Below are 25,493 nucleotides of genomic sequence, written 5' to 3'. Positions count from 1 at the left end.
GCTGGCTAATTTATTCCCGCAGATTGCGCAGATCGACGCAGAATTTTAATGCTGGCAGGTGAACCGTGCGGACTGTGGGCTGATACTGTTCAATAAAATCTGCGTTCTCACCTTAAATCAGCAGGAAATGATAAGTTGAAATTTCAATCCAGGTTAAAAATGTATCAATGCGGTTGAAATTGAGTAACAACTGGACTGATTACCGGTAAAATTTATACTTTTGGTTTTCTAATCAACCCTTTTTTATGAAATTACTTTTTAGATTTTGCATAGCGGGACTTTTAACTGCTTCATCAGTTGTGGCCAGTGCGCAAACCGTTACACTCGATTATTTTTTTAACCGCGAAACCCGTAAGGATAAACAAGGCAAAGAAATCCGTTTCCATTACCTGTGGAGCGAGCGTGCAAGCAGTGGCTTCTCTATTTTTGGCAATACTTTTAAGAAAGAGGGCTTCAAATTAGATTCGCTCGAAACAGCGCCTACTTTAGCCAATTTAAAAGGCAGCGATGTTTATTTAATTGTAGATCCCGACAGGCCAAAAGAAAACCCGAAACCTAATTATATAGAACAGGAACATATCAAAGCCATATCTGCCTGGGTAAAAGAGGGTGGGGTATTGGTTATGTTTGCCAACGATAGTGCCAATGTAGAACTACCACATTTTAATAAACTGGCTAATACATTTGGCATGCATTTTAGCAATGAAATGCAAAACCATGTAATAGACGATGCGCATTTTGAAGATGGTGCTATTGTAACCAAAAATAATCCGGTATTTAAAACTGCTTCAAAAATCTTTATGAAAGACGTTTGTGCCATCGAAACAAAGGGGGCAGCTAAACCAGTGTTAAAAAACAGTGTCGGTGCAACAGTTATTGCTACTGCTAAGTATGGCAAGGGTAATGTTGTGGCCATTGCCGATCCATGGTTGTACGATGAATATGTAAATGGCCGTTTACCAAAAGAAATGGGGTTTGAAAACGATAAAGCAGCTGTTGACCTGGTTAAATGGTTAAAAAGCCTTGCCCGTAAATAGTTAAAGCTTATCCAGCCTGAAATAACCTAAATGAATCTCATCTTCAGGTAAGCCTGAAGATGGTTTTATTTCGATGTGGTATTTTTGTTTGGACTCTTCGCTTAAAATATCTTCTATTTTATAAATATCATCAACATCAATACCATACTTTTCGTCAATATGCGAGTTGGCCCCTTGAATTGAATTGGTTTTAAAGAAAACCGTTTTCTTGGCATCTTGTATTGCTTTGGCACGCTCTTCATGTACCGATAATACAATGTAATGCTGCTCGCTTAACTTGCCTGCCTGGTAACCCCCAAGGTTGATAAAAAACAACTTTGATAAGGAGGGGGGAACATCGCTATCTCTCATTTTAATACTGATTTCGTAATCGCCAACCTTATTCACCTCACGCCAGGCATCAATATGCAGACTTGTGCCGGTTCCGGGCCAGAATGCTTTAATTTCCGGAACAAGCGCTTTAAGTGATGAGGCAATTCCAAAAAAATAATCGTGCTGCTCTACATTTCTCTTGGGTGCTTTCGATCCCAGTAAAATCATATATAGTTTTAAGTCGTTCATTAGTTCAATTGTTCATTGTTAATTGGTCACTGGTTGATTGGTCATTGGTTCAATTGATCATTGGTTCAATTGATCATTGTTAATTGGTTATTGAATATTGGTCATTGATTCCACTTATCTATAAACAGCAACCACTAAAATTAGTTCCTGATATTTTAGATTTACGCTTTGCGCTATATCTTCGGACTCCTGACTCCCGACCTCCGACTTTTTCTGCCATTTCAAAACAATTTTCATTTTTTTCGATTCTATTTTATCAATGAAGACTAGAACAACAAAAAAGAAGATCGCAATAATTGGTGGTGGGCCCTGTGCCTTGTTTATGTACAAAAGATTGGTTGAAGCAGGAGGAAAAAACCTGCAAATCGATATTTTTGAGCGCAAGAATAAGCTTGGTGCCGGCATGCCTTACAGTACCGAAGGGGCAAATGAAGAACACATTACCAATGTTTCGGATAATGAAATTCCGGTTATTTTTAATTCAATTGCCGATTGGGTTAAAACTGCTCCAAAGTCTTTGTTGAAAAAGTATAACATTAGCGCCGAAAATTTTAATGAATATAAAGTGCTTCCACGCTTATTTTTTGGCGAGTACCTTTCGGCCCAGTTCGATTTGCTAAAGAAATTTGCGGATAAAAAAGGGATTACTACCAATATTCATTTCGGGGTTGTAGTTGAAGATGTAACCGATCATCCGCGCAAAAAGCGGGTATCGGTAAAGGTGCAGGAACAGGCTGCGCAAGAATTTGATGAGCTGGTTATTTGTACAGGCCACAACTGGCCTAAAAAGTATGAAGGTAAAATTCCGGGTTATTTCGATTCCCCTTATCCGCCTAAAAAAATGTTGTTAAAGCTCAACAGTCCGGTTGGTTTAATGGGATCATCGTTAACAGCCATCGATGCGGTTAGAACACTAGCCAAAGCAAATGGTAAATTTGTTGAAAATGCAGCTGGTAAGCTCTGTTATGTGCTTAACCCTGCTAGTGAAGGGTTTAAATTGGTTATGCACTCGCGTAATGGTCTCTTACCTGCCATTCGTTTTCACCTGGAAGACCCGCATTTAGGTAAGGGTGGAACCTTAATTAAAGCTGAAATTCAAAAACACATTAAAGAGAATGGTGGTTTTGTAAGTCTTGACTTTTTATTTGAGGAGAATTTCAAGACCAGGTTCAAAAAGGAAGATCCGGATTTTTACCAGAAGATAAAGGACCTGACATTAGAAGAATTTGTTGAAAGTATGATGGCTTGGCGGGAAAGAATAGAACCTTTTGAGTTATTTAAGCACGAATATATCGAAGCAGAAAAATCTATCCGCAAAAAAGTGTCTGTGTATTGGAAAGAAGCGCTGGCCATTTTAAGTTTTACCCTGAATTATCCTGCCAAATATTTATCGGCAGAAGACATGGAGCGTTTGCAAAAAGTACTAATGCCACTTATTTCTATTGTTATTGCATTTGTTCCGCAAAGCTCGTGCAGGGTTTTGTTTGCCTTGCATGATGCAGGTATTTTAGATATTATTGAAGTTGGCGACAATAGTTGGGTTAAACCACTTAAAAAGGGCGGAGTAAATTACCATTATTACAACAACAAACAGAAAAAAGTGGTTAGCCACTTCGATACTTTTGTCGATTGCATTGGTCAGCCCCATCTTTCAGTTAAAGATTTTCCTTTTAAAAGCCTGGTTAAAAGCGGTAAAATTAATCAAGCCAGACTGGCTTTTCGATCAGACGAGGCAGGTTATGCAGCCAAACAGGCCGGCAATAAACAAGTGAGGCAAATAGGTGGTAAATATTTCTTAAATGTGCCCGGTGTTACCATAAACGATTATTTTCAGCCGGTTAATAAAAAGGGAAATAACTGCGAAAGAATTTATCTGATGGCGGTTCCCTACATGGGAGGTTATAACCCTGATTATTCGGGTCTTGATTTTTGTGAGGCGGCATCGTTAGTAGTTAAAAACCAAATTTTAGGCTAAAATTTTTGATGTTTTTAACTAAAAATGTAGATTGAAATGTACACCATTTTAGGTATATAGGATATTCTTTTTTTGTTTTTTAAAAACTTTAATTATCTGATTTTCAGTTAATTGTTATGTGTTTTTTGTTGTTTGCCTCACTAAAAACAAACGTTTGCGCTCATTTTGTGCGTAGTGAAATTTATTCAGTTTTTTTTCGCGATCACAGCGGGATCAAAAATCTATAAATTAGCTAATTATCTTTAAGTTGCTCGTCCTTCTCAACTAAATTACATTGTTATTTTAACGTTTATTAATTTTTATCCTTTGCTAAAAGGGTAACTCATTAAAAATCGACAAAATTTATAGGGTATTGTTTCGAGCTTCAAAGCTTTAATAGTGCTTTAATCTATTTTAAAGGCATTTTTTAAGCAAACGTTTGCGTTAAGAAAAATAAAAATCGGGTTTTCTTAATCTATATCTTGCATTAACAAAATTAAAACGAGCCAAATATTTCATTAGTACAACCAGCTAATTATGTTTCCTGCTAACCACCTGAAACACGATTAGTAAAAGCAAGTATATAAGCCTCTACCGGGGAATAACAGCAAACAAACAATAACTATGGTTTTTGTTACAGCATTTCTGTAACAACGATCAATAAATTAATCCTAATTAAATTCTATGGTCAAAAATTTTACACTTTGTCTCCAGCTACGCTTTTAAACTAACAAACAACAACTAATTGTTCTTGCTGCAGCTATTTGCGGTTAAGAATTATAACTAATCATCCTAATTCCCATACTATGTTCAAAAAAATTACACTTTGTCCCCAGGCATTGTTGTGCCCAAAATTTTCAGCCAGTACCAATCTGTTACCGGTCTTTTAGCTATTGCATTTTCATTTAAACAAAAAATCTAATAAAAACTATTCAAATGGTTAAAATTTACACAAGCATTTGTTTTGCCTTGTTTTTATCTGTTTTTGGATCTCAAACTTTACATGCCAATACGGTAGTGGTAAAGGGAGCTAACAGTATGTATTTCGCTTTTCAGCAGGATACCACAAAAGCTAAAAAAGAGCCGGTAACATTTTCCGTAAAAACAGATACAATCGGGCAAATGATTAAGGCGTTGCAGAAATTTAAGACTGTGCGCGATACGATTAACATCCGTTCGGCAACACCGGTTCCCAATTTGTCGTTACAACAGGTTATTAAAGGAAATTTAGCCGGCGTTTATGTACAGGAACCCAATGGTGAACCGGGAACCGAGCAAAGTATTATAGTACAAGGTGCATCAGGTTTATTATTTACAAAAAAAGATATGTATGCGTTGCAACCTGCTGTTTATTTAAATGGGGTGCCTTTGGTTGCCGATAATCCTTTTGCTTTTGATGTACAGAAGTATGATTATAACAGGATTGGTCCTGCAACGAACTTATTGTCTCAGATCAGTATAGATAATATTCAGTCTATATCGGTAATTAAAGATCCGTTTGAGTTGGCTAAACTAGGACCAAATGCTGCAAATGGTGCTATATATGTTACAACAAAGAATGCAAGGGCCGGATTAAGGGATATTAGTTTAAATTCTTATTTTGGTTTTGTTACCCCGCCGGCTGTGAATACGGTGAATGGTGTTTATGAAAATAATTTCAGAAAACCATTTTACCAAAAATATGCTACTGCCGAAAATTATGCCAATTACGCCTCTTATTTGAGGGATTCGACCAATACGGCATACTATGGCCCATCTAACTGGAATGATATTTACTACAAAACTACTCCTACGTTTTCTGCCGATTTAGGTATTACAGGAGGAGGAGATCGTGCAAATTTCAGGTTCTTTGGTTCAGGTACTAAAAACGCAGGTAATGCCGATGATACGAATATTAATAAGTATAATCTGTTTTTTGGTATCAATATGGCACCTTTTAAATGGTTTACGGTATCGAGTAGTGTTAATGCAGCCCGTTTAGATCGTACCAGAAACAGAAGCTTGCGCGATCGTTTTGCCGAAACCAGGTATATTCCAGATTTAAGTAGCCCCTTATCTCCAAACGCATCTATTTATGAAGGCTTTTTACAAGAAAATGCCAAAAATGTAGACAATAATCGCAATACCATTTTAAATGGTAACCTTACCCTGAGTGCTAAAATTAACAAGATCACGATTTCTTCAAGTTTAATTTTTGATTATAACGAGGGCGTAAGGGATTATTTTACTCCTTCCACTTTAATGGATGGTGTAAGTTACGTATCCAACTATTTTGGCTACAGCCAGCGCTTAATGCTTAATAATAGTGCTTCATATAAATATGAGATTAATAAAAAGCATACCATCGATTTCGAAATTGGTCAAAGCTTTCAGGGCGATACGTATAAATACAATTATGCACGTGCCTACAATGGTCCTAATGATTACGTAAAATTAAACCTGGTTGATGGAAATTCTGGAAATGACGATTATTTAAATACCCTTGCAGCAGGTGGTTTTTATGTATTTAGATATATTGATAAAGAAAAAAACAACCTGATGTCGTTTTACGGATCGGCAAAATACAGCTATAAAAACTTATTGGATCTTAGTGCATTGGTACGTAGAGATGGTTCATCAAATGGTCAACCAGATAGTCGCTGGGTTACTACGCCAGCTTTTAGTGCTACTTTTAACCTTAAAGAGCAATTCTTAAAAAACAATACTTTGTTCAATAGCTTGCACCTAAGTGCCGGATGGGGAAGAAATTTAAGAATCTTTTTGGATGACCGGTATGCTGCAGGCCCTCAGTACCGCTCTGAAAACGGTTGGTTTGAAGAACCCACAATTCCTGGTTATGGTGGTAGATTAGGAATTAATCGTCCTTATGGAAGTGGTTTTATCGGTTACGGTATCAAATTACCTTATGCGGATAGAACCAACATCACTTTAGATGCTTCGTTTTTGAATAGCAGACTTAATGCTGCGATTACTGCTTATAACCGCGATAACAAAAACCAGGTTATTGGCGTGCCGGTACCTTTCGAAACAGGCTATAGCCTGAATTATCAGACTGGTATGGATATCAACAACAAAGGACTTGAATTAATGTTAAATGGGGTTGTAATCCGTAATACTAAGGGATTAAACTGGAATACTACTGTCAATTTTAACTGCAACAGAAACAAACTTACTGCTTTACCAAATGGCTTAACAGAGTTGATCAGTGGCGATGATAAATTGGTAGTAGGCAAACCGGTTGGCAGTTTCTGGTTATACAGCAACAATGGCATTTATAATACTAATGCCGAAGTTCCTGCGGGCAGAACATTTAATGGTATTCCATTAAAGGCCGGCGATCCAAACTGGGTTGATTACAATGGTGATAACCGTATTGATAATAAAGATAAAGTGTCAACAGGAGACAGGTTACCAAAATTTGTAGGCGGATGGAACAACACATTAGCTTATAAAAACTTCGACCTGAATTTCAATTTCATTTTTGCGCTTGGTCAGAAAGCCATTAACCAATATGAAGCTACCCGTTATGGCTTCATTAACCGCGAAGCTGGTAACGATATCAATTCGGTTAAAGAGGTTTCTTCCTGGCAGGTATTCGACAACGAAAAAACTTATCCGATTTACAATCCATGGAGTGATGTAGATGCCTATAGGGTAGATCAGGATTTATTCCTTGAAAATGCATCTTATGTAAAATTAAGATCGGTAACACTGGGTTACGATTTTGGTAAAACCTCACTTTTCAGAAGGAGTGGAACAGGTGTAAGAAGAGCATACTTATATGCTACCGCAATGAACCTGTTTACCATTACCAAATTTACAGGTATTGACCCGGAGTTAGTAAACTACAATGGATATTATGATGGAGCCAATTTAACTATTCCAAGAACATTTGTATTGGGCTTTAAACTGGATTTATAAAATAATTATAGCATTAACATGAATTATATAATCAATAAAAGGAATAGCTTATACAAAATCTCTTTTGCGGTTTTTGTATTGCTGATTGGTTTGGGAAACTTTTCTTGTAAAAAGATTGACGATGTACAATCGACAAGGTTAGCCACCGAAGAAACCAACTGGAAAACGCTTGAGGATGCTAAAGCCAACTTGCTATCGGTATATGGCTTACTTCGTTCGGCTACAGTTGCAGATAATGCGCACTGGTTAATGGGCGATTTAAGACAAGGCGATTTTACCATCACCAACCGTGCAGATTTAAAGGCGATAGTAAATGGCCAGCTAAATGCCTCATATCCGGTAATTAACCGGATTACCAACTGGAGGCCATATTATGCAGCTATTAATGCTGCTAGTCTTTTCATTGAAAGATCGAAAGAAATACAGGCGCTTGATCCACGTTACACCAAAATAAACAACGATGTAGACGTAGCACAAGCAAGAATGCTTAGAGCCTTTGCTTATTTTTATATGAGCAGAATCTGGGGTGATGTGCCATTACTTACCTCATCGCACGATGGCGAATTTGTTAAATTAGGCAGAACTTCGCAACAAAAAGTTTTGGCATTTGCCACTAACGAATTATTGGCTGCGGCAAAGGTAGTACCTTTCAGGTATGGCGGTACCGACCCAATTATGCCGGGTTTATATTATGGTGCCAACTGGCCTTCGTGGAATGGTATTGTATTTACCCGTTTATCAGCTTATATCATTTTAGCACATATTGCTGCATGGCAAGGTAATTATATTGATGCGGCAAACTATTCCAAATTTGTATTGGATAATCAATCTACCCAATATTTTGTAGACGGGGCTAACCCGCTGGATTATATTGATATGAATGCCCTAACTGAAAATCAGAACAACTATAGTCCATTTGCATACAAAAGAGCAAACCTAATGGTTGGTTTTCCTTTCGAAGCAGGTAATGGCTTATCAACTGCGAACGGGCATATCGAACAGTTAACACTTGCATATCCCTTTATTCCGAAAACCCGACCGGAAATGTTTGTATCAAAAGATACCATCATTAAAGCATTCACAGTTCCATCTGATTTACGTTTCAGTATAAACCCTCAAACAGGATTATACAGGACCAACTATTTTTATGGTGTTGAATCTGAACAACCTATTTTCAATAAAATTAAGGTAATCTATCCATCCAATACTTCAGGAAATGTTACCTTATTCAGTTCGTCGATGGTATTTAGCCGCATGGAAGAAATTACCCTGTTAAGAGCAGAGGCCCTTGCCGTATTGGGCCAAAAAGACGATGCACTTAATGCATTAAACAGAGCTTGTGCTTTAAGAGGCTTCAGTTTTACCACTGCTACACCTGATCTGGTAGCTGCAATTTTTCAGGAACGCAGGAGAGAGTTAATGGCCGAAGGCTGGAGATGGTACGATATTGTGCGTTACAACAGAATTAAAAATCCACAAACAGTTTTTGCTACCAAGGGTGGTAAATCAATGACTTTTAAGGAATTTGAAGCTGCCGGTGGTATTTACTGGCCGGTATCGCAAGATGTAATTAATGCCAATTCATTAATTACCCAAAATCCATATTGGCAATAATTAACCTAATCAGATTTAGCATGAAAAATTTATTATATCAAAAAAGCACATTTTTTCTATTAGGGTTTATTTGCTTATGCTTTGGAGCGTGTAAAAAAAGCGATTCTCCTTATCATGATTATGTGAATACCCAGCAAACCTTTAATGGTTCGGCGCTCGATTACCTTAAGGCGCAACCTAAAGGTACATTCGATTCTTTGCTATTGGTTTTGGATCGTTATCCTTTCCTGAAAGACTCGTTAACAAATCAAAAAGTAACCCTTTTTGCACCGGTAAACAAGAATTTTGAGGCGGCAGTAAAGTATTTAAACGTGAGGCGTAAAAATTTTGGTAAAACACCAATTTACCTGGCAACTGCAGATTATGACGAGCTAGGCTATATGCTTTGCAAATATATTATCAGGGGTAACAGAACCACCGATGCTTATGTTAATAGTGTAGATGGTGTATTGCTTAAAAACATCGTTATCGACTATCAAATGCATATTAGGTATGTGAAACAGAGCTCATCAGGCTATGTTGGTGGCGGGGCAGCTACTTTAAATTTTAGCGATACCTATGGTTCTATTTTTACCGACTACTGGGTAACTACCACTACAAATGCAGTAAATATTAAAACCAATAATGCTACAATTAACATCCTAACCCCGATACACAATTTTGGTTTTGATGAATTTACCGCACGATTGGATAAATAGACAGGAATGATGAAAAATATTCAATATATATTTAAAGTATGCTTAACCTTAATGATAGGTGGCATTGTAATATCTTCTTGCAGGAAGAACCTGCCCGATGAGCGCTTATCGATTGCAAACGATTCGCAGTATACCCAGTACCTTTACCAACCCGTATTGGGCCGAAATACCTTGTTTGCCAATAATTTTCAATATGGTAACTCCAGTCGTCCCCTCGATTTTAAAATTGTAAACATGCGTACGTTTAACGGTGAGCCAGCTCCTGAGTTAACTACCAATTATCCGGTTACAGTTTGGAAAACCGCTTACGATGGTACCGAAAAATCGATAGCAGAGATTGAAGCCAAACGCACAACTGAAAATCATCCGCTGTTCGAGGTAAGACCACACTCTGGTGAGTTTCTGATGTGGGCTGCGGCGAATTCGAATATGGTTAAGGCACAGCCAGATTCTGGTTATGTTTTCGATGTCGAAATGTCGAACTCCGGCGGTAGAAAATACTATCAGAATTTCCGCTTACGCCCTTTACGCGAGCGTCCTTACGAACCATCAAATTTAGACCCTATTACTGGTCAAGGAACCTCGGTGTCTGTAAACCCTACCAGCTTAAATATTACTGGTATGCGTGGGCAGCCACTTAACACCAGAGATGACGTTCAGGTTCTATTTAAAAAAGCAGGAAATGGTAATAGCATTACTTTCAAGTTTGTAGATACCTTATCTAATCCGATTGATCCGAATAAGTTTGCCGCTACTGATTGGGCTAATCTGGTGCACGGTTTTAACATGGTTAAAGATGCAACCAAAGTAAAATATGAGGTTGCCTATCCAATACCATGCAGTGCATACCCAACCAAGTATACTACTTTATCTGGCGATCAGGCCAGGGTTGTTTTCAGGTTTAACAGACAGTCATTTGGTAATGTACTGCAACAGTGTTTCCTGGCTTTCAATTTTAATATTTACCAAAAAGGAGACTGGGAGATAACCTTCTGGTTTAAGCGCGACAAACCAAAATTTGATAATGATTAATGGAACAGTATAAACTAAAACAAAATATATTTCCGATGAAGTATTTTTACACCATAGTTATTTTATTGATTTTTGGTTTCCAGAATCTAGCTGTTGCCCAGGAACGCATTGTTGTAACCGGGACAGTTATTGATGGTTCATCAAAATCAAAAGAAACCATGCCCGGAGTTAGTGTTACCAGCGGGGGCAGCTCATTGGGCATTACCGATATGAACGGTAAATTTAGGGTAACAGTTGCCAGTAATGCCTCTTTAACTTTTAGTTATGTGGGTTACGAATCTACTACTATAAAAGTAAACAACCGTACCAATATCTCTGTTACTTTAAGTACCGATAGTAAAACCTTACAAGAGGTAAAGGTAACGGCAGGTTACCAGACCAAAAGCCGTACCTTAACTACCGGTTCGGTAGTAACCATTTCGGGTAAGGATATTCAGGGACAACCTTCGGGTGATGCAATCTCTCTTTTACAGGGAAAGGTTGCTGGTTTAAATATCCAGAACAATACCGGTGCTCCTGGTTTCAGGGGGAGTGTAACCTTACGCGGTATTTCCAATATTAATGTATCCGGATCAGGAAACTCTTCATTCTTAACACCAACTTCTCCATTATATGTAATTGATGGGGTACCAGTTGATGATAATACCAATTACTCTTACGGTTTTCAGCAGGCAGGACCTGGTATTTCGCCTGCTTCTCAAATTCCGGCAGAGGATATTGAAGACATTTCTGTATTAAAGGATGCTGCCGCAACATCATTGTACGGTTCAAGAGGTGCTTACGGTGTAATTTTGATCACTACCAAACGTGGTAACTCTAAGGTGCCGGTAATTCGTTATAACGGTATGGCATTTATGTCAACTGTGCCTCAGTTGCGTTCTGTAATTGGTGGTAAAGGCGAGCGTTTGTTAAGAATTGATCAGATTTTACGTTACGACACGGCTTATAACCATGCTATCGATTTAATTAACTCTACTCCGTTTTTATCAGATAGCTTAAATGCATATTACAATAACTCTACCGATTGGCAGTCTTATTTTTATCGTCCGACATTTAACCAGAGTCATACTTTAAACATTTCTGGTGGTGATCAGCAGTTTAACTATAAGGTTGCACTAGCAGCTTATGATGAAAAAGGTGTTCAGGAAAATACCGGTTTATCCCGTTATAACCTTAACATGAACATGATTTATGCTCCTAGCCGTAAGTTCAGGCTTACCGGACAGTTAAACAATTCGATACAAAAGGTGCAAACAGGTAGTGGAAACGGGCTTCAGAATGCCGGGGTAGCCACGGGCGGTAGTTCATCTTCCTTATTGCCTTCACCTTCACTATATTCGTCAGTTAACTCGGTATTAGGTGCACTAACAACCGATAATGACAATAAAATATTAATTACCAGTGCCAATTTAAATGCGGACTATGAAATTCTACCGAATTTAAAACTTGGCACCACTTTGAATTATACCGGCCAGTCGAGTACAAAAGATAATTTTTCACCGGCAGCACTGAATTCAAATCAATCTCAATATTATACTTATACTGATAGGGCTACAACCCTGTATAACCGTAACCAGCTTACCTACGTATACTCAATTAAAGAGGGAGGAGAAGATGCACACAACTTCAACTTATTTGCATTCTCGGAGTTAAGGGCATCGTTTTTTAAAGCAGATGCAATACTGAATGATAGGGGAGTAAACGATCAGTTAAGAGGTCCGTTAACCAACATGACCGATTATCTGACCTCAAGAGGTGGAACAACCGACTATACTGATTTAAGAACAGTTGGTTTTGCCGGACAGTTTTCTTATAACTACAAACAGAAGTATGTATTGGATTTAAACTACCGTATTGACGGACTTTCGACTAACGGACCTAATGCAGGTTACAAAAAGAACCCGGCTATTGCGTTTAAATGGAATTTTAACAGAGAACGCTTCATGGAGAATTTTAGCTGGCTGGATTTTGGAGCTATCCGTTTAAGCTATGGTTCAAATATCACCCCTAATGGTAACATTTATCAGGCTTATGGTAAATATTATGGGGGCGACCGTTACAACAACAGTAACACAGTTATTGCAGATTTGAGTTATTTACCAAACTTAACTTTAGAACCAACCAAAGCTACTACTTATAACGCTGGTTTTGATATTGGGATTTTGAGCGGTAAGTTCTCAATGTCGATGGATACTTATTACAAACAGAACGATAACATATTTCAGGAGAAAGCATTATCAAGCTCAAATTCATTTGCCACAATCGGTTCTACTGAGATCAGTAACGTTAATTACGGATGGGAGTTTCAGGCAACAGCCCGTCCGCTCAGTACCAATAGTCCATTTAAATTATCTTTAACAGGTACACTGGCTATTAACCGTGAGGTACTTGCTGCACTGCCAGATGGCTTGCGCGAAAAGATATATACTGATGCGGCTTTAGGCCAGGATATTTACTACCGTTTGGGTATTAACTCATTATCTAACTATTTGTACAATACCAAAGGTGTTTACAGTACTAACGCTCAGGTTCCGGTTGATCCGCTTACAGGCTTACCATACCGTGTAGGTACCAATGCCAAACTTAACTATTTCAGAGCAGGCGATCCAATATTTACCGATTTAGATGGTAACTATGTATTAAATGAGTACGATAGGGTAATTGCTGGTAACTCACAGCCGCAAATTACCGGTGGTTTTACATCATTACTCCAATACAAAAACTGGAGTATAGAGATCAACACTTCATTTACTTTAAAAAGAGATATTTTAAACAATAGTTTGGCACAGCAGTTTGCCTCTTTTGGTAACCCTACTGCATTGGGCAATATTGTTCCTTTATCAGAGTATAGCTACTGGGCTGCACCAGGCGATATCGCTAAATATGGTAATCCATTAGATTTTGTAAGATCTTCAATTCTTAACCCTTTCAGGTTTAACCAAACTATGTTCCAGGAAGATGGCTCTTATTTTAAGCTTAACTCGGTAAAAGTTTACTACAACTTTAATCAGAGTTTTACCCGCAAATTCGGGATGAACAGGGTAAGTATTAATGCAACTGCTGCCAACTTAGGCTTTATTACACGTTATTCAGGTCCAAACCCCGAAAACGTAACCGCTTTAGGTAGAGATTATGCAGGAGGGTATCCAATATCTAAACAGTTTGCTTTGGGCTTAAACATAGAATTTTAATTTTTTAACAGGATGAAAATGAAAAATATAAAATATTTACTCGTGGCGATGGGCCTGTTATTTATCGGTACCGGTTGTAAAAAGTTCCTCAACGTGGTACCTATCGATGCCCTATCGGGAAATAATTTCTGGCAAACCAGAAATGATGTTGAAGGTTTTACCAATGGTATTTATGCCAGATTACGCAATAAAGTAGGTGGTGGCGTATTAATGCCTGCACTTGATGTGAGGGGTAACTTTGTTAAAACCGTAGGTACCATCGATAATAGTGGTAATAACGTTTTTAACAATTTAATTGCCAATAACTTAAAGTCGGTTACTACAGCTACCACTACGTACGACAATAGATTAAAAGCGATCATGGACTGGAAAGCCTGGTACGATATTATTGCAGCCAGTAATATCCTGTACTATGAGGTAGATAATGTTCCGGCTGGTAATTTATCAGATACGGAGAGAAGAAGATATAAAGCTGAAGCGGTTTTTATGCGTAATTTAAGCTATATGTTTATCTGTAAATTATTTGGCGATGCCATTTATTATACAGAGGCCTACAACAGCAAATCGTTACCACGTACCCCACAGGTAGAGGTAATGAAAAAGTGTATTGCCGATATGAGTGCTGCAAAAAATGATTTGCCAATTGCTTATACTGATGTTTCGTATACTGGTTTCAGGCCTACAAGGGCTAGTGCTGTAGCATTGTTAATGCACTTAAATATGTGGGCAGCCGCATGGGATAATGGCGATAAAACAGGCTATTATAAGTCGGTTTTAACATTGGCCGAAGAAATGGCTACTTATACTAATTATGCTTTGTTGCCAATTAATGAGCAAAATACAAGGCTGATTTTTAAAGGGCGTACTTCAGAAAACCTGTTTGGTGTTTTACAGGATTATAACTATGGCGAAACATTTGTAAATTATTCTAATTATTCATATTTCTTTTCGCATTTCCCTATTCAGGGGGCAACAACTAAAACTACCAGTTTTATGGCTTATGAGAAAGATTATATTGGTAAACTGTTTCCGGCAGGTATACCTGATGCGCGACTAAGTACATGGTTCGAAAATGCCACTTCTGATAACAATACCTTCCAGTTCAAAAAATTCACCAATACCTATCCAACCGGATCGGGTACTTCTTTAACTGCAAATAGTGATGATAGCGCTATTATTTTCAGATTACCTGATGCTTTGTTACTGGCTGCAGAAGCTGCCGCCGAACTTAACGATGATGCTACAGCACGTAGTTATGTGAATCAGGTAAGATTGGCTGCTACTGCACCGGCATTAATTTCTAATGGCAGTGAACTGAAGGACGATATTTACAAGGAACGTTGCAGGGAGTTAATTGGTGAAGGACAGTTTTTCTTTGATCTGGTTAGAACTAAAAGAGCTATTAATACCGAATATTCAAAAGCAGTAATTAGTGTAGGTAATTTTAACGCAGGTGCATGGACCTGGCCATTAATTATCAGTGCCACCGAGCGCAGTGCAAATCCTTATTTAATTGGTAATAATTTTTGGAATTAAGAAGATGAAAATACAAAACAAAAATATAGCATGTTTATTGGTATTAGCCAGTGTGCTCTTCATGTTTGCAAGTTGCAAAAAGTACTATTTTGATACAGGTGTGCATGATCCAAAATATAATGGAAGTAGTTTGCAGTATATGAAATCGAAGAAACCTTTCTTTGATAGTACTTTAACCGTGATTAATCTGGCCGGCATGAATGATGTGTTGGATAAAGAAAATGTAACATTTTTTGCCCCACCCAGTGGTTCAGTTTTCAAGAGTATTAAAAGATTGAACCAGTATTTAAGAAATACCGGAAAGGATACTGTATCTCAACTTAGCCAGATAAAACCTGAGGTTTGGAGAAATACCCTTTCTCAATACATTTTTAAAGGTTCTAACCTGCTAAAAGATTATCCGCAAAGAGATACGCTTTCTTATCTTGCTTATCCAGGGCAGAATTATACTTCTTATTCGGGTCGCATTATGAATGTGGGAGCAATTTTTAGTGATGCGGCAGGGGTTAAATATGCTGGTTACCGTCAGTTGTTCCTGGCGTATATCCCCGACTTGTCTAACCCGCAGGTAGCGTTACAGAATAACCCCGTAGCAACATCTGATATCCAGACCACAAACGGTGTAATCCACGTACTTACTAAAATTAAACATAACCTGGGTTTTAATACCGATACGTTTATCGATCAGGTAGTTGCATCGGGCATTTTGCCACCAACGCCGTAGCAAATATTTATTAATATAAATGAACTGATATATGTTAACAAACATAAAATATAGAATAAGCTTATTGGTTGCAATGGCGGTTTGCCTTGCCAGCTTAATGGTTGCTTGCAAAAAAAGTAAGGGATTAACCGATGATCCTTACGCAGGTGGTAAACAGGTTTTAGGCATTACTTTTATCTCTAAAACTACCGATCCTGATATTGTAACTGCAGGTACAACTTTAAACCTTCAGGTAAATGGCTTAATGAAATATAAAGATAATTTTAAGCTTTATGTAAACGAGATCGAAGCCGAGGTATTAAACTATACCGATAGTACCATACAATTTAAAGTGCCACTGGTGGCCAGCACTGGCAGTGTTTGGATCACCTCTCAGGGGCAAAGCTTTTTCGGCCCTATTGTTAAAATTGGCGGAAAGGTAAGTGTAGATGCGGCATTTAAAATTGTAAATGGCGCGAGTGCAGTTGGTGGCTCGGGCGGTACAACTGTTTATGATGCAGAAAAATTGCCAACAGGTCTTTTCTGGTTGGGAGGTTCATTTAGCAGTTTTGAGCAAAAAGGTACTACCGCACTACCGAATGGAGGGATAGTGCAGGTTGATGCTGATGGAGCTTATTCTACTTCCGGGATTAATTTTGGAAAGGGTGCAGTAGGAGGAAGCCGGACAATTTATTCTATTAACAGGATTTCTACTGGGTCGCAAAATGGTAAGTTTATAGTTGCGGGTAGTTTTACTGCTTATAACTCTACACGCTCTAACAGGCAAACACTCAATAACATTACCAGGTTAAATGCAAATGGTAGTTTAGATACCATTAAAACTGCCGATAAAGATGCTTTGGGTAACTCATTGGTACCCATTGTTAACCCTAAACCAGAGCAAACATGGAAAAATGGTGATACCGTTGCTGCATTTAATGCTGGTGTTGACGGTGCAGTTAGAAAAACTTTTGTATTTGGCGAACAAATTTACATTGTAGGTAACTTTCAGAATTTCAAACGGATTTATTATCCAAATTCTACTTACGACGAAAAGGTATACGATATCACCAGAATGAGGCAAATGGTACGTGTAAATGCCGATGGATCGATGGATTCGACTTTCCACTACAACAAAACGACAAGACAAAGTGCTATAGGAGGTAATGGAGCCATTATTGATGCTACCATGCAGAGCGATGGCAAGCTGATTTTGGTTGGTAGTTTCAGCACATTTAATGGTGTTGCTGCAAACAGGATTGTAAGGTTAAATTTAGATGGTTCTGTAGATCCCACATTTAGCGCAGGTTCTGGCGCTGATGGTGATATTTATTCAATCAGATACAATGCTACAACCGATAAAATTGTAATCAGTGGTAACTTTTCTACCTATAACGGAAAAGCTTCTTCAGGAGTTGCTTTGTTAAATGCAAACGGATCAGTAGTCACTACTTTTAACGGCTCGCTTATTACCGGAGGTATTGCCACTTTCGCGGGCCAGCTTAACAATGGTAAAATAATCGTTGCGGGTTCTTTTAACAGATATGGCGATTACCTGCGTCAGGGTTTTATGATCCTGGATACTAACGGTCAGCTGGCAGTTGGTTACAACAATACAGGCGGTTTTCAGGGCAGAGTATATGATATGATTGAAACTGGAGTATCAAACGGTTCTCAGGTCGTGTTAGTGGGCGATATTTACAGGTTTAATTCGATATTACCCCATAATGTATTACGACTAATTATTGCTAATTAACTGACTTAATTTATAAGGATATGAAAAAAATTACAAGTTTAGTTTTTGAAATTAAAACTTTAAGTATAACGGCGGTTTTGGGTATTATTTTGCTTGTATCATCTTGCAACAAAAATTTCGATAATGTATTGCCAACTTCGTTCAGAAACGATACACTCGGCTTGGGTAACAATTCGAAAAAAGTATTGTACATTATTTTGGATGGGGTAAAAGGTTCGGTAGTAAGCAGTCTGGCGCCGGCTAACCTGACACAAATTACCACCAACTCAATTTACTCTTATGATGGTGTTGCTGATTACCAAAGAAATGCAATTACCAATGCCGCATCATGGACTACCATGCTTACCGGTGTTGATTATACCAAACATAATGTTACTACAGAGGCTTTTACTGGAATAAATTTACAAACCACACCAACCCTATTTACCGGAATTAAATCTAATTTGGGGAATGTACGCACGGTATCTCTGGCTTCAACAGCCGCATTTAACGATAACCTGGCAGCCGATGCTACCGTTAAGCAAACCCTGGCAGACGATGCTGCGGTTAAAACTGCAGTTGTTGCAGAATTAACAACCAATAATCCAGCATTATTGGTGGCACAATTTCATAGTGCAGAGGTGGCAGGTTTAGCAAACGGCTATACTGCATCAACTGCGGCATATACAACTGCTATTAATACTTTAGATGCTTATGTAGGAGAAATTTTGGCAGCCTTAAAAGCGAGAAAAACCTACGCTCTGGAAAATTGGCTGGTAGTTGTGGCCGCCAACAAAGGTGGTGCAGCTACTTCTGGTGGTGCCCCAGGTTCAAATATCTATGCAGATGATTCGCGTAATACTTTTGTAGCTTTCTACAATCCGAAATTTCAAACCAACGCCGTTATCAAACCTGATGTAAGTAACCTGCCATATTCTGGCATCGGGGCTAAATTTAACGCAACCAATGGTGCGGTACAAAGCGATGCTAATTTTTTAAATTTAGGTACCAATATTGAGGCTACCATCCGTTTTAATATCCGTTGGGATGGAAGTACAGGCAATTCAGGTTACCCTGCAATACTTCAAAAAAGGGGCGTTACCGGTGGAATAACTCCAGGAATACCCGGTTGGGCCTTTATCAAAGACGATGGCGGCATTATTAGTTTTAATGCAAGCTTCAGCGGTGCAACCGGAAATACTCAGGCAAAAGGACCAGCTTCTCAAAAGCTTGATGATGGAAAATGGCACTCTGTTGCGGTAAGATTTTATAACAGCGGTACTACCCATACCGCCAGTATGTTTGTTGATGGTATTGCTGCGCAACAGCCTAATTTATCATTAACCGTAAGTGGTGGAGCCAATGGAAATTTAAATACCACATCACCTTTAACTTTTGGAAAATACAGTAATGTGGATTGTTTTATTACCGAATTTGCGGTTTACAATATCGCCATTCCAAATGCTGATATTATTGCTGCCAGTAAAAAAACGCCGCTAACACCGATTACAGATCCCTACTATAATAATTTGGTAGCTTACTACAGAACCAATGAAGGTGTTGGAAGTGTACTGAATGATGCTTTAGGGAAATCGCCGGTAATGAATCTGGTAGGGGCAGCCAACTGGACAAATTATGCCGATATCTCTCCAAACCTGTCGCCAGCTATATCGGAAGCAGCTTTTAAAGTGGTACCAAATGGGGTTGATATTCCTGTATTTATTTATAACTGGATGAATATTACCATTCCGGCTCAATGGGGCTTAATGGGTAAATTTTATAACCCTACTGTTAATTTACCTAAAAACTAATTAAACATTAGAAACATGAAACTCAATCATTTCACCATATTATGTGCTGTTACCTTGGTGTTAGGCACAACAGCATGTAAAAAATACGGCTACAATATTCCGGATGGTTATCCTGATAATTCTGAAAATGTTGCAGGTGGCAGTATCGATACCAACATGAAAGTAATCGATAAATCGATGTACGCGAAAGCGAGGGTATTTCCAGGCCTGGTAGATCAGTCTGAGCCTCGCGTTCAAAATGCCAAATTTACTTTAGATTTAAACTTTACCGATCAAACAGCCGATAATTTGAGGATACAGGTAGCCCCTGAACCCCAATATAGTACAGGCTATTATGCAGCACCGGGAGAGCTGATCAAAATTGATGTACCGGCCGGTATTGAAGGTTTAACTGTTCAGATTGGTGGGCATACCGATAATCTTTCAGGTAAATCTCCGTTATTGCGCGATCCGGTTATTTACATGCGCCAGCAACTGTATGCAGGTGCAAACTATGTACGTAATTTATATGGCGGTACCATTTATATCCGTGCAGGCAGGGCTTATCCAAACCCCGTAGAATTTACCATTACGAATGCCTGTGTGTCTCCCGATTTTATTCTGGGCCAAACTGTCGATGCAGACTGGGTAAACAAAGTAAAAGCTTCGCAGGTACCTTGGTTAGAGTTGCGTAGCAAGCGCGTAATTTTCCTTGTACCAAGAGATAAAATTGTGGCTACATTTAGCTCATCTGAGCCCTATACTAATCCAACAGTGGCTTTCGGCAAATGGAATGATGTATTCGATTTAGATTATAATGCCTGGATGGGTTTATCAGATAATGCACCAGATGTAAAAGACAGAAGCCCGCAAGGTCCCTGGAGAGGGGTATTAGATATTCAGTTATCAGCAGGTTATGGTCACAGTGGTTTCCCTTTTGTGGGTTTAAACGACAGTGAGTGGTTTAAAGGTTTTACAAGCTTAACAAACATTACCACCAGTAACGGGATGTGGGGATCTTATCACGAATTTGGCCACAACTGCCAGCAAACTAAAGTATGGAGCTGGAGTACGCTCGGCGAAACCACTAACAACTTGTTTAGCTTTAAGGTTGCCAACAGGATAGGAGCAAACTATAACATCCTGCACCCTTCGGTTTCAAGTGGTTTCCCGCAAGCTATTACTTATGCATCTGGAACAGGAACCAAAAATTTTGATACAGACGCAGCTATGAACGATCCATTTAAGCGTATGACACCTTTTGTACAGATCTTTGAAAAATATGGTTATGGAGCTATGACATATCTGTATTCGCAAGCCCGTCATGCCGATCGTTTAAATAGCAGTGATATTACCATGCATAATTTCGTATACGAAAAATTATCAGATTATACACAAACAGATCTGGCTCCGTTTTTCGATGCTTGGGGTATTTCTATCAGCGATGCCGTAGCGGCCAAATTAACAGCCAAATATCCACTTTTAACTACCCAGATTTGGGGCTATAATCCATTAAATAAAACTGGTGGTACAGCGGCTATTTCTTTTGCGCCAGGCGTAACTGTAAGTTCTAATCAATCAAATGAAGGTAGTCCGGCAGCAATGCTCGATAATAATACCGCAACCTACTGGCACTCACAATACAGCCCTGCACCAAGTGCAGCACAGGGTTACCCATACACCATTGTGTACAGCGAAAATAAAAGAATGACAGTGAAGGGAATGTATTTTGTGCCAAGGAATTCTACAGCTCAACGGGTTAAGAACATCGAAATATTAGTGAGTAGCGATAATGTTAATTTTACCAGCGTGGCCACAACTCAAATTCCTAATGCGTTTTCACGTTACGACTTTACTTTTCCAAACGGACCTGTTTTCGGTAAGTTTTTTAAGGTTTTGTTGAAAGATGGGTGGAATACACCTGTAGCGTCATTCCCGTATGCAGCTATGGCTGAGTTAGGTGTAATTAAATAACCTCTAAATTTAAAGAAGATGAAGAATTCAAATAAATTTAAATATATTCTTGGTGCTGCTTTGCTTATTCCAATAGCTTTTGCAGCTTGTAAAAAGTACGACAATCCTCCACCTGTTTACGAAGAATTAAAACGTGCCACGAACCTGCAACGCAAGGTGTTAATAATCAGCATTGATGGCTTAACCGGTTCTGAATTACAGATTGTTGCGCCAACTAATTTGACCCAGTTACAGAAAAATTCAAAATACTCTTATAATACATTGAAAACGGCTTCTGATGCTGGAGGTTGGGCATCAATGGTCACTGGTACAGGATTTTCGAAACATCAGATTAGCAATGATAATTTCGAAAGAACTCAGGATACCAATGGCGATGATCACGCTCCTATTGTATCATATAGAAATGTGCTTGATTATGTAACACAATATAAAGCTGTAAAAACTGCAATGGTAACTACCTGGCCTAGTTTACGTAATTATATGCGTAACGCCGATTTTTCTCCTGTTGTTACAACCGATTTAGCAGTAAAAGACAGTACAGTTAATCTCTTAAATAATCAGGCTGGTTTAGGAACTATGTTTGTTAACTTCAGAGATGTTGAGGCTGCAGGTGCTAATGGAGGATTTTTAGCCTCAAATGCCAGTTATAAAAATGCAATTATTAAAGCTGACGAATATGTAGGCAATATTTTAACGGCCTTAAAAGCCAGGAAAAGTTATGCCAATGAAGATTGGTTAGTTATAATTACCACTAACCATGGCGGAAGCAGTGCAAACCCAACCAATGGTTTTACATTGGTCTATAATCCAGCATTTAAACCATTTGAATTAAAGAAATCCGGATTCAATCCTGTACTTTTCTCTACAACATCATCGAGGGCTATCGTACCTAATGATAAAGGGCTTTTTGATATTGGTGATAACAAAAGTTTTACGGTACAGATGGATGTGAAATTTAATGCCGTTCCTGGTGGATATGCAAGCTTCTTTGGTAAGAGTACCAACCTGAGCGGTCAGGTGATTACAGGTTGGCAATGGGCACTCTATCCAGGTGGTAAGTGGGTAGTAACCGTTGGGGGAAGTTTAAATGGTGGAGATGGTAAACAGGAAACATCCTCAACAGATGCGCCGGGTACAGTATGGCGTACATTAACTATGAGTGTCGAATACATCAATTCTACTACCAGAAACTTAATTATGTATATTGATGGTAACCGCCAGAACGCAACAGCTGTAAATATCAGTACTAGAAAAAGTTTAAATACAACAGAACCTTTAAGGGTGGGCCATAGAACCGGAGATAACGACACTCCAACCTCATTTTATGGCGCTAATTTAACTTATTTCAATACAGCGTTAAGTGAAGCTACGATTAAAAGCAATATTGGGTTAAAAGACATTACTCAACACCCGAATTATGCTAACATAGTTGGGTTTTGGCCTATGGATGAAGGTACAGAAGGTACATTTTTTAACAAAGCTCCTCTTGGCTATAATATGCTACTTTCCGGTACTTACAGTTGGGCTAATTTAGGTACGTCTTATCCCCCCGGAACAACACCTGAGCCAATAACATCAACATTGTCAATTCCAACAACAGCAAGTGATGTTGCTGCTTTAACTTTATACTGGATGAATATTAATATACTCTCAGATTTTGGTTTTGACGGTAAGCCTTACCTTAAAAACTTCGAAATCGAATTCTTAAAATAGTAGTTAGTTTAGTTAGTGAAACCCTTGCCTCCGGAGGAGGCAAAGGGTTTTTTGTCGATTTTTTTTAAGCCATACCGCAGGAACTACAATCTCATTTTGTCATTTTAAATAAAAATTATTCTAGAAAAAATATTATTTTTAATTCAATCTTAATAACGCAAAACTTATGAAAATTAAAACATTAAAAGACCTGGAAGATAACTTTGAGGTGTTATCTCATTCAGAAGAAAAACAAACTTTAGGAGGTGTTAACATGATTTCTGCCTACGATGGCAATATTTATGATGTGGTTATGCCTAACATGGGTTACACAACAGGAGTATTTGTTGATACCGACTCTTCTTGGGGTGGAAGTTTCTCCTATCACTTAGATGATGATGGCTATGGTTCGCCTGTAACCATTAATGTAAATGAAACAGATTATGGTATGGGTACATCATCATGGGATCGATTTACGTTACTTTATGTGGGAATGGATTTCGATTCCAATGCCTCCTCTGAAAAAGTTTATTATGATAACTTAACTGGATATACTTTCTCCACTAATAGTTTATATAGAGAGACCAACGGTGGATATAACTATGAAAGCCTACCCGATTTAATAGTTTCTGATAATGATATGGGATCCTTTAGTGGCTATACTATTTTTCAAATTCAGTTACAGGAATATGTGGTGCTGGATGAGTTAACAGGTGCATATCAAGATTTTTCTCAAATTATATCAACTTCAACTCATTATGATGCTGATTATGTTGGAATGATGGCAGCCGGATATCAACAACAAGCTATTGATGCTCAGATTGCTCGTGATAATGCTTCTAGAGCTGATGGGAATTTTATCTCTAGCTTAATGAATAATTTAAATGGATCTAAATTAGCGGCAGCAAAAAGTGCATGGGCAGCGGATCCAAATAACTATGGTCAAGATTTTAATTATGGTACATATAATCAAAATACCATGGCTACACCGGTGCTTAATGTTGGCAGTTCGGCATACGCACTAAAAGATTCTTATGGCTATATTAAGGAACAATTGGCAGCAATGGGGCTTAACTACACCATTAATTTGGTTGTAAACTGGTTTGGATAATTATGATAGAAAGCAATTTTTACTTGTTAACAGGCTATTTAAATAATAGCCTGTTAACAAGTAACTCCTATGAATTGCATGTTAAATTAGCTAATCCTAAGCTTTTCATTAAAGAGATATTTTATTTTTTTGAATATGCTGCAATAAGTCAAAATGAATATTATAATCATCTGGCCTTTTCGTACATAGAAGAATTAATACTTTCGGTTAACAAGGCTAAGGTTGAGCGATCTAATTGGAACCTGGTATTAATTAGCCTCTTTTTAACCAAATTTAATCAGTTGGGGTACTTTAATCTGGCTATTCCCAAAATTTACGAAAAGGCTGATGAAATTTGTATATTAATTGCTAATAATAAACTATTGAAACAAGAACAGCTTGTTTTAATATTAATTTATCTGGAGCAACGGGTAAGGGAAAACAAATCATTGTTGCCTGTTCTAAAAAAGATGAAGAAGAAGCTGTCAAAGGAAAAATTGTTCGATCATGCTTTTTTGTATGATGAATGGCTTAGAAATGCTACATTATTAAAACTATTAAGTTTCGAAAGTAATGAAACAGCTTATGAGGATAGTATTGATTTTGGTTTGAAACTGTTAGGTGACAAATTTGAAGATGAGGAAAGACATGGAATTGTATTTAGAAAAATGCTCTTCCTCTTTGAGGATGAATTGAAATTTGTTAGTGATAAATTTTTAATCGATTTTATAGATAAAAATCGGAAATCTATTAAAGAATGCTTTCTATTCTCAGAAGCAATAATGAATAAAAATTTGGGAAGGGAATTTAAAAATCCTGCAGATGAGAAAAAAGTTTCTCTTACAATGGAAAAGGATCTTAATACGATTGATTTTAGTAGTAAGTTAGACCTGGGGTTTGATATTTTGATGGCAGCACAAGAGAACACTTCAGGAAAGAGGGCTTATTATTCCTTTTTAAATTAA

The 25,493-nt window shown here is 38.1% G+C and carries 16 protein-coding genes; 15 read left to right on the top strand and 1 reads right to left on the bottom strand.

Going from position 1 to position 25,493, the window contains the following annotated elements:
• The first annotated feature begins 245 nt into the window (after window positions 1–245).
• A complete protein-coding gene (locus BLR37_RS15050) occupies window positions 246–1,037 on the top strand; it encodes a lacto-N-biose phosphorylase central domain-containing protein (RefSeq protein WP_090769907.1) in 792 nt (263 codons plus the stop codon).
• Here the strand turns inward: BLR37_RS15050 and BLR37_RS15045 are convergent, their stop codons facing one another.
• Window positions 1,038–1,598, bottom strand: a complete 561-nt coding sequence (locus BLR37_RS15045; protein WP_090769905.1) for a DUF1543 domain-containing protein — start codon at window positions 1,596–1,598, stop codon at window positions 1,038–1,040. It lies immediately after the preceding gene.
• A 259-nt stretch (window positions 1,599–1,857) separates the two neighbouring features.
• On the opposite strand from BLR37_RS15045, the gene BLR37_RS15040 reads away from it, so the two are divergent.
• The 14 genes from BLR37_RS15040 (at window position 1,858) to BLR37_RS14975 (ending at window position 25,493) form a co-directional block, all read left to right on the top strand.
• On the top strand, window positions 1,858–3,573 hold the full coding sequence (locus BLR37_RS15040) for an FAD/NAD(P)-binding protein (protein ID WP_090769903.1): 1,716 nt from the start codon (window positions 1,858–1,860) through the stop codon (window positions 3,571–3,573).
• A 915-nt stretch (window positions 3,574–4,488) separates the two neighbouring features.
• Window positions 4,489–7,473: a SusC/RagA family TonB-linked outer membrane protein gene (locus BLR37_RS15035; protein ID WP_090769901.1), complete on the top strand. Its 2,985-nt coding sequence runs from the start codon at window positions 4,489–4,491 to the stop codon at window positions 7,471–7,473.
• 18 nt (window positions 7,474–7,491) lie between these two features.
• Window positions 7,492–9,087 (top strand): RagB/SusD family nutrient uptake outer membrane protein, encoded by a 1,596-nt coding sequence (locus tag BLR37_RS15030; protein ID WP_039476866.1) that lies wholly within the window; start codon window positions 7,492–7,494, stop codon window positions 9,085–9,087.
• A gap of 20 nt (window positions 9,088–9,107) precedes the next feature.
• Window positions 9,108–9,785 carry a hypothetical protein gene (locus BLR37_RS15025; protein ID WP_052266197.1) on the top strand — a complete coding sequence of 226 codons (678 nt, stop codon included), beginning with the start codon at window positions 9,108–9,110 and terminating at the stop codon, window positions 9,783–9,785.
• Between the two features lie 6 nt (window positions 9,786–9,791).
• Window positions 9,792–10,817 carry a DUF5007 domain-containing protein gene (locus BLR37_RS15020; RefSeq protein ID WP_039476867.1) on the top strand — a complete coding sequence of 342 codons (1,026 nt, stop codon included), beginning with the start codon at window positions 9,792–9,794 and terminating at the stop codon, window positions 10,815–10,817.
• A gap of 35 nt (window positions 10,818–10,852) precedes the next feature.
• On the top strand, window positions 10,853–14,008 hold the full coding sequence (locus BLR37_RS15015) for a SusC/RagA family TonB-linked outer membrane protein (RefSeq protein WP_167356617.1): 3,156 nt from the start codon (window positions 10,853–10,855) through the stop codon (window positions 14,006–14,008).
• An 18-nt stretch (window positions 14,009–14,026) separates the two neighbouring features.
• Window positions 14,027–15,544 carry a RagB/SusD family nutrient uptake outer membrane protein gene (locus BLR37_RS15010; RefSeq protein ID WP_167356616.1) on the top strand — a complete coding sequence of 506 codons (1,518 nt, stop codon included), beginning with the start codon at window positions 14,027–14,029 and terminating at the stop codon, window positions 15,542–15,544.
• Window positions 15,545–15,548: 4 nt separating this feature from the next.
• Entirely contained in the window at window positions 15,549–16,268 is a 720-nt protein-coding gene (locus BLR37_RS15005; RefSeq protein WP_039476869.1) for a fasciclin domain-containing protein, read from the top strand.
• 31 nt (window positions 16,269–16,299) lie between these two features.
• A complete protein-coding gene (locus BLR37_RS15000; RefSeq protein ID WP_039476871.1) occupies window positions 16,300–18,003 on the top strand; it encodes a DUF5008 domain-containing protein in 1,704 nt (567 codons plus the stop codon).
• A gap of 20 nt (window positions 18,004–18,023) precedes the next feature.
• Window positions 18,024–19,793, top strand: a complete 1,770-nt coding sequence (locus BLR37_RS14995) for a LamG domain-containing protein (RefSeq protein ID WP_039476873.1) — start codon at window positions 18,024–18,026, stop codon at window positions 19,791–19,793.
• 15 nt (window positions 19,794–19,808) lie between these two features.
• Entirely contained in the window at window positions 19,809–21,746 is a 1,938-nt protein-coding gene (locus BLR37_RS14990) for a M60 family metallopeptidase (protein WP_052266201.1), read from the top strand.
• An 18-nt stretch (window positions 21,747–21,764) separates the two neighbouring features.
• Window positions 21,765–23,459, top strand: a complete 1,695-nt coding sequence (locus tag BLR37_RS14985; protein ID WP_039476875.1) for an alkaline phosphatase family protein — start codon at window positions 21,765–21,767, stop codon at window positions 23,457–23,459.
• Window positions 23,460–23,625: 166 nt separating this feature from the next.
• On the top strand, window positions 23,626–24,549 hold the full coding sequence (locus tag BLR37_RS14980; protein ID WP_039476877.1) for a hypothetical protein: 924 nt from the start codon (window positions 23,626–23,628) through the stop codon (window positions 24,547–24,549).
• Window positions 24,550–24,551: 2 nt separating this feature from the next.
• Window positions 24,552–25,493, top strand: coding sequence for a hypothetical protein (locus tag BLR37_RS14975; protein ID WP_090769895.1), 942 nt, complete (start codon window positions 24,552–24,554; stop codon window positions 25,491–25,493).

It is taken from the genome of Pedobacter soli, from assembly GCF_900101435.1.
Taxonomy (GTDB): domain Bacteria; phylum Bacteroidota; class Bacteroidia; order Sphingobacteriales; family Sphingobacteriaceae; genus Pedobacter; species Pedobacter soli.
This window is presented reverse-complemented; position numbering and strand designations above follow the sequence as displayed.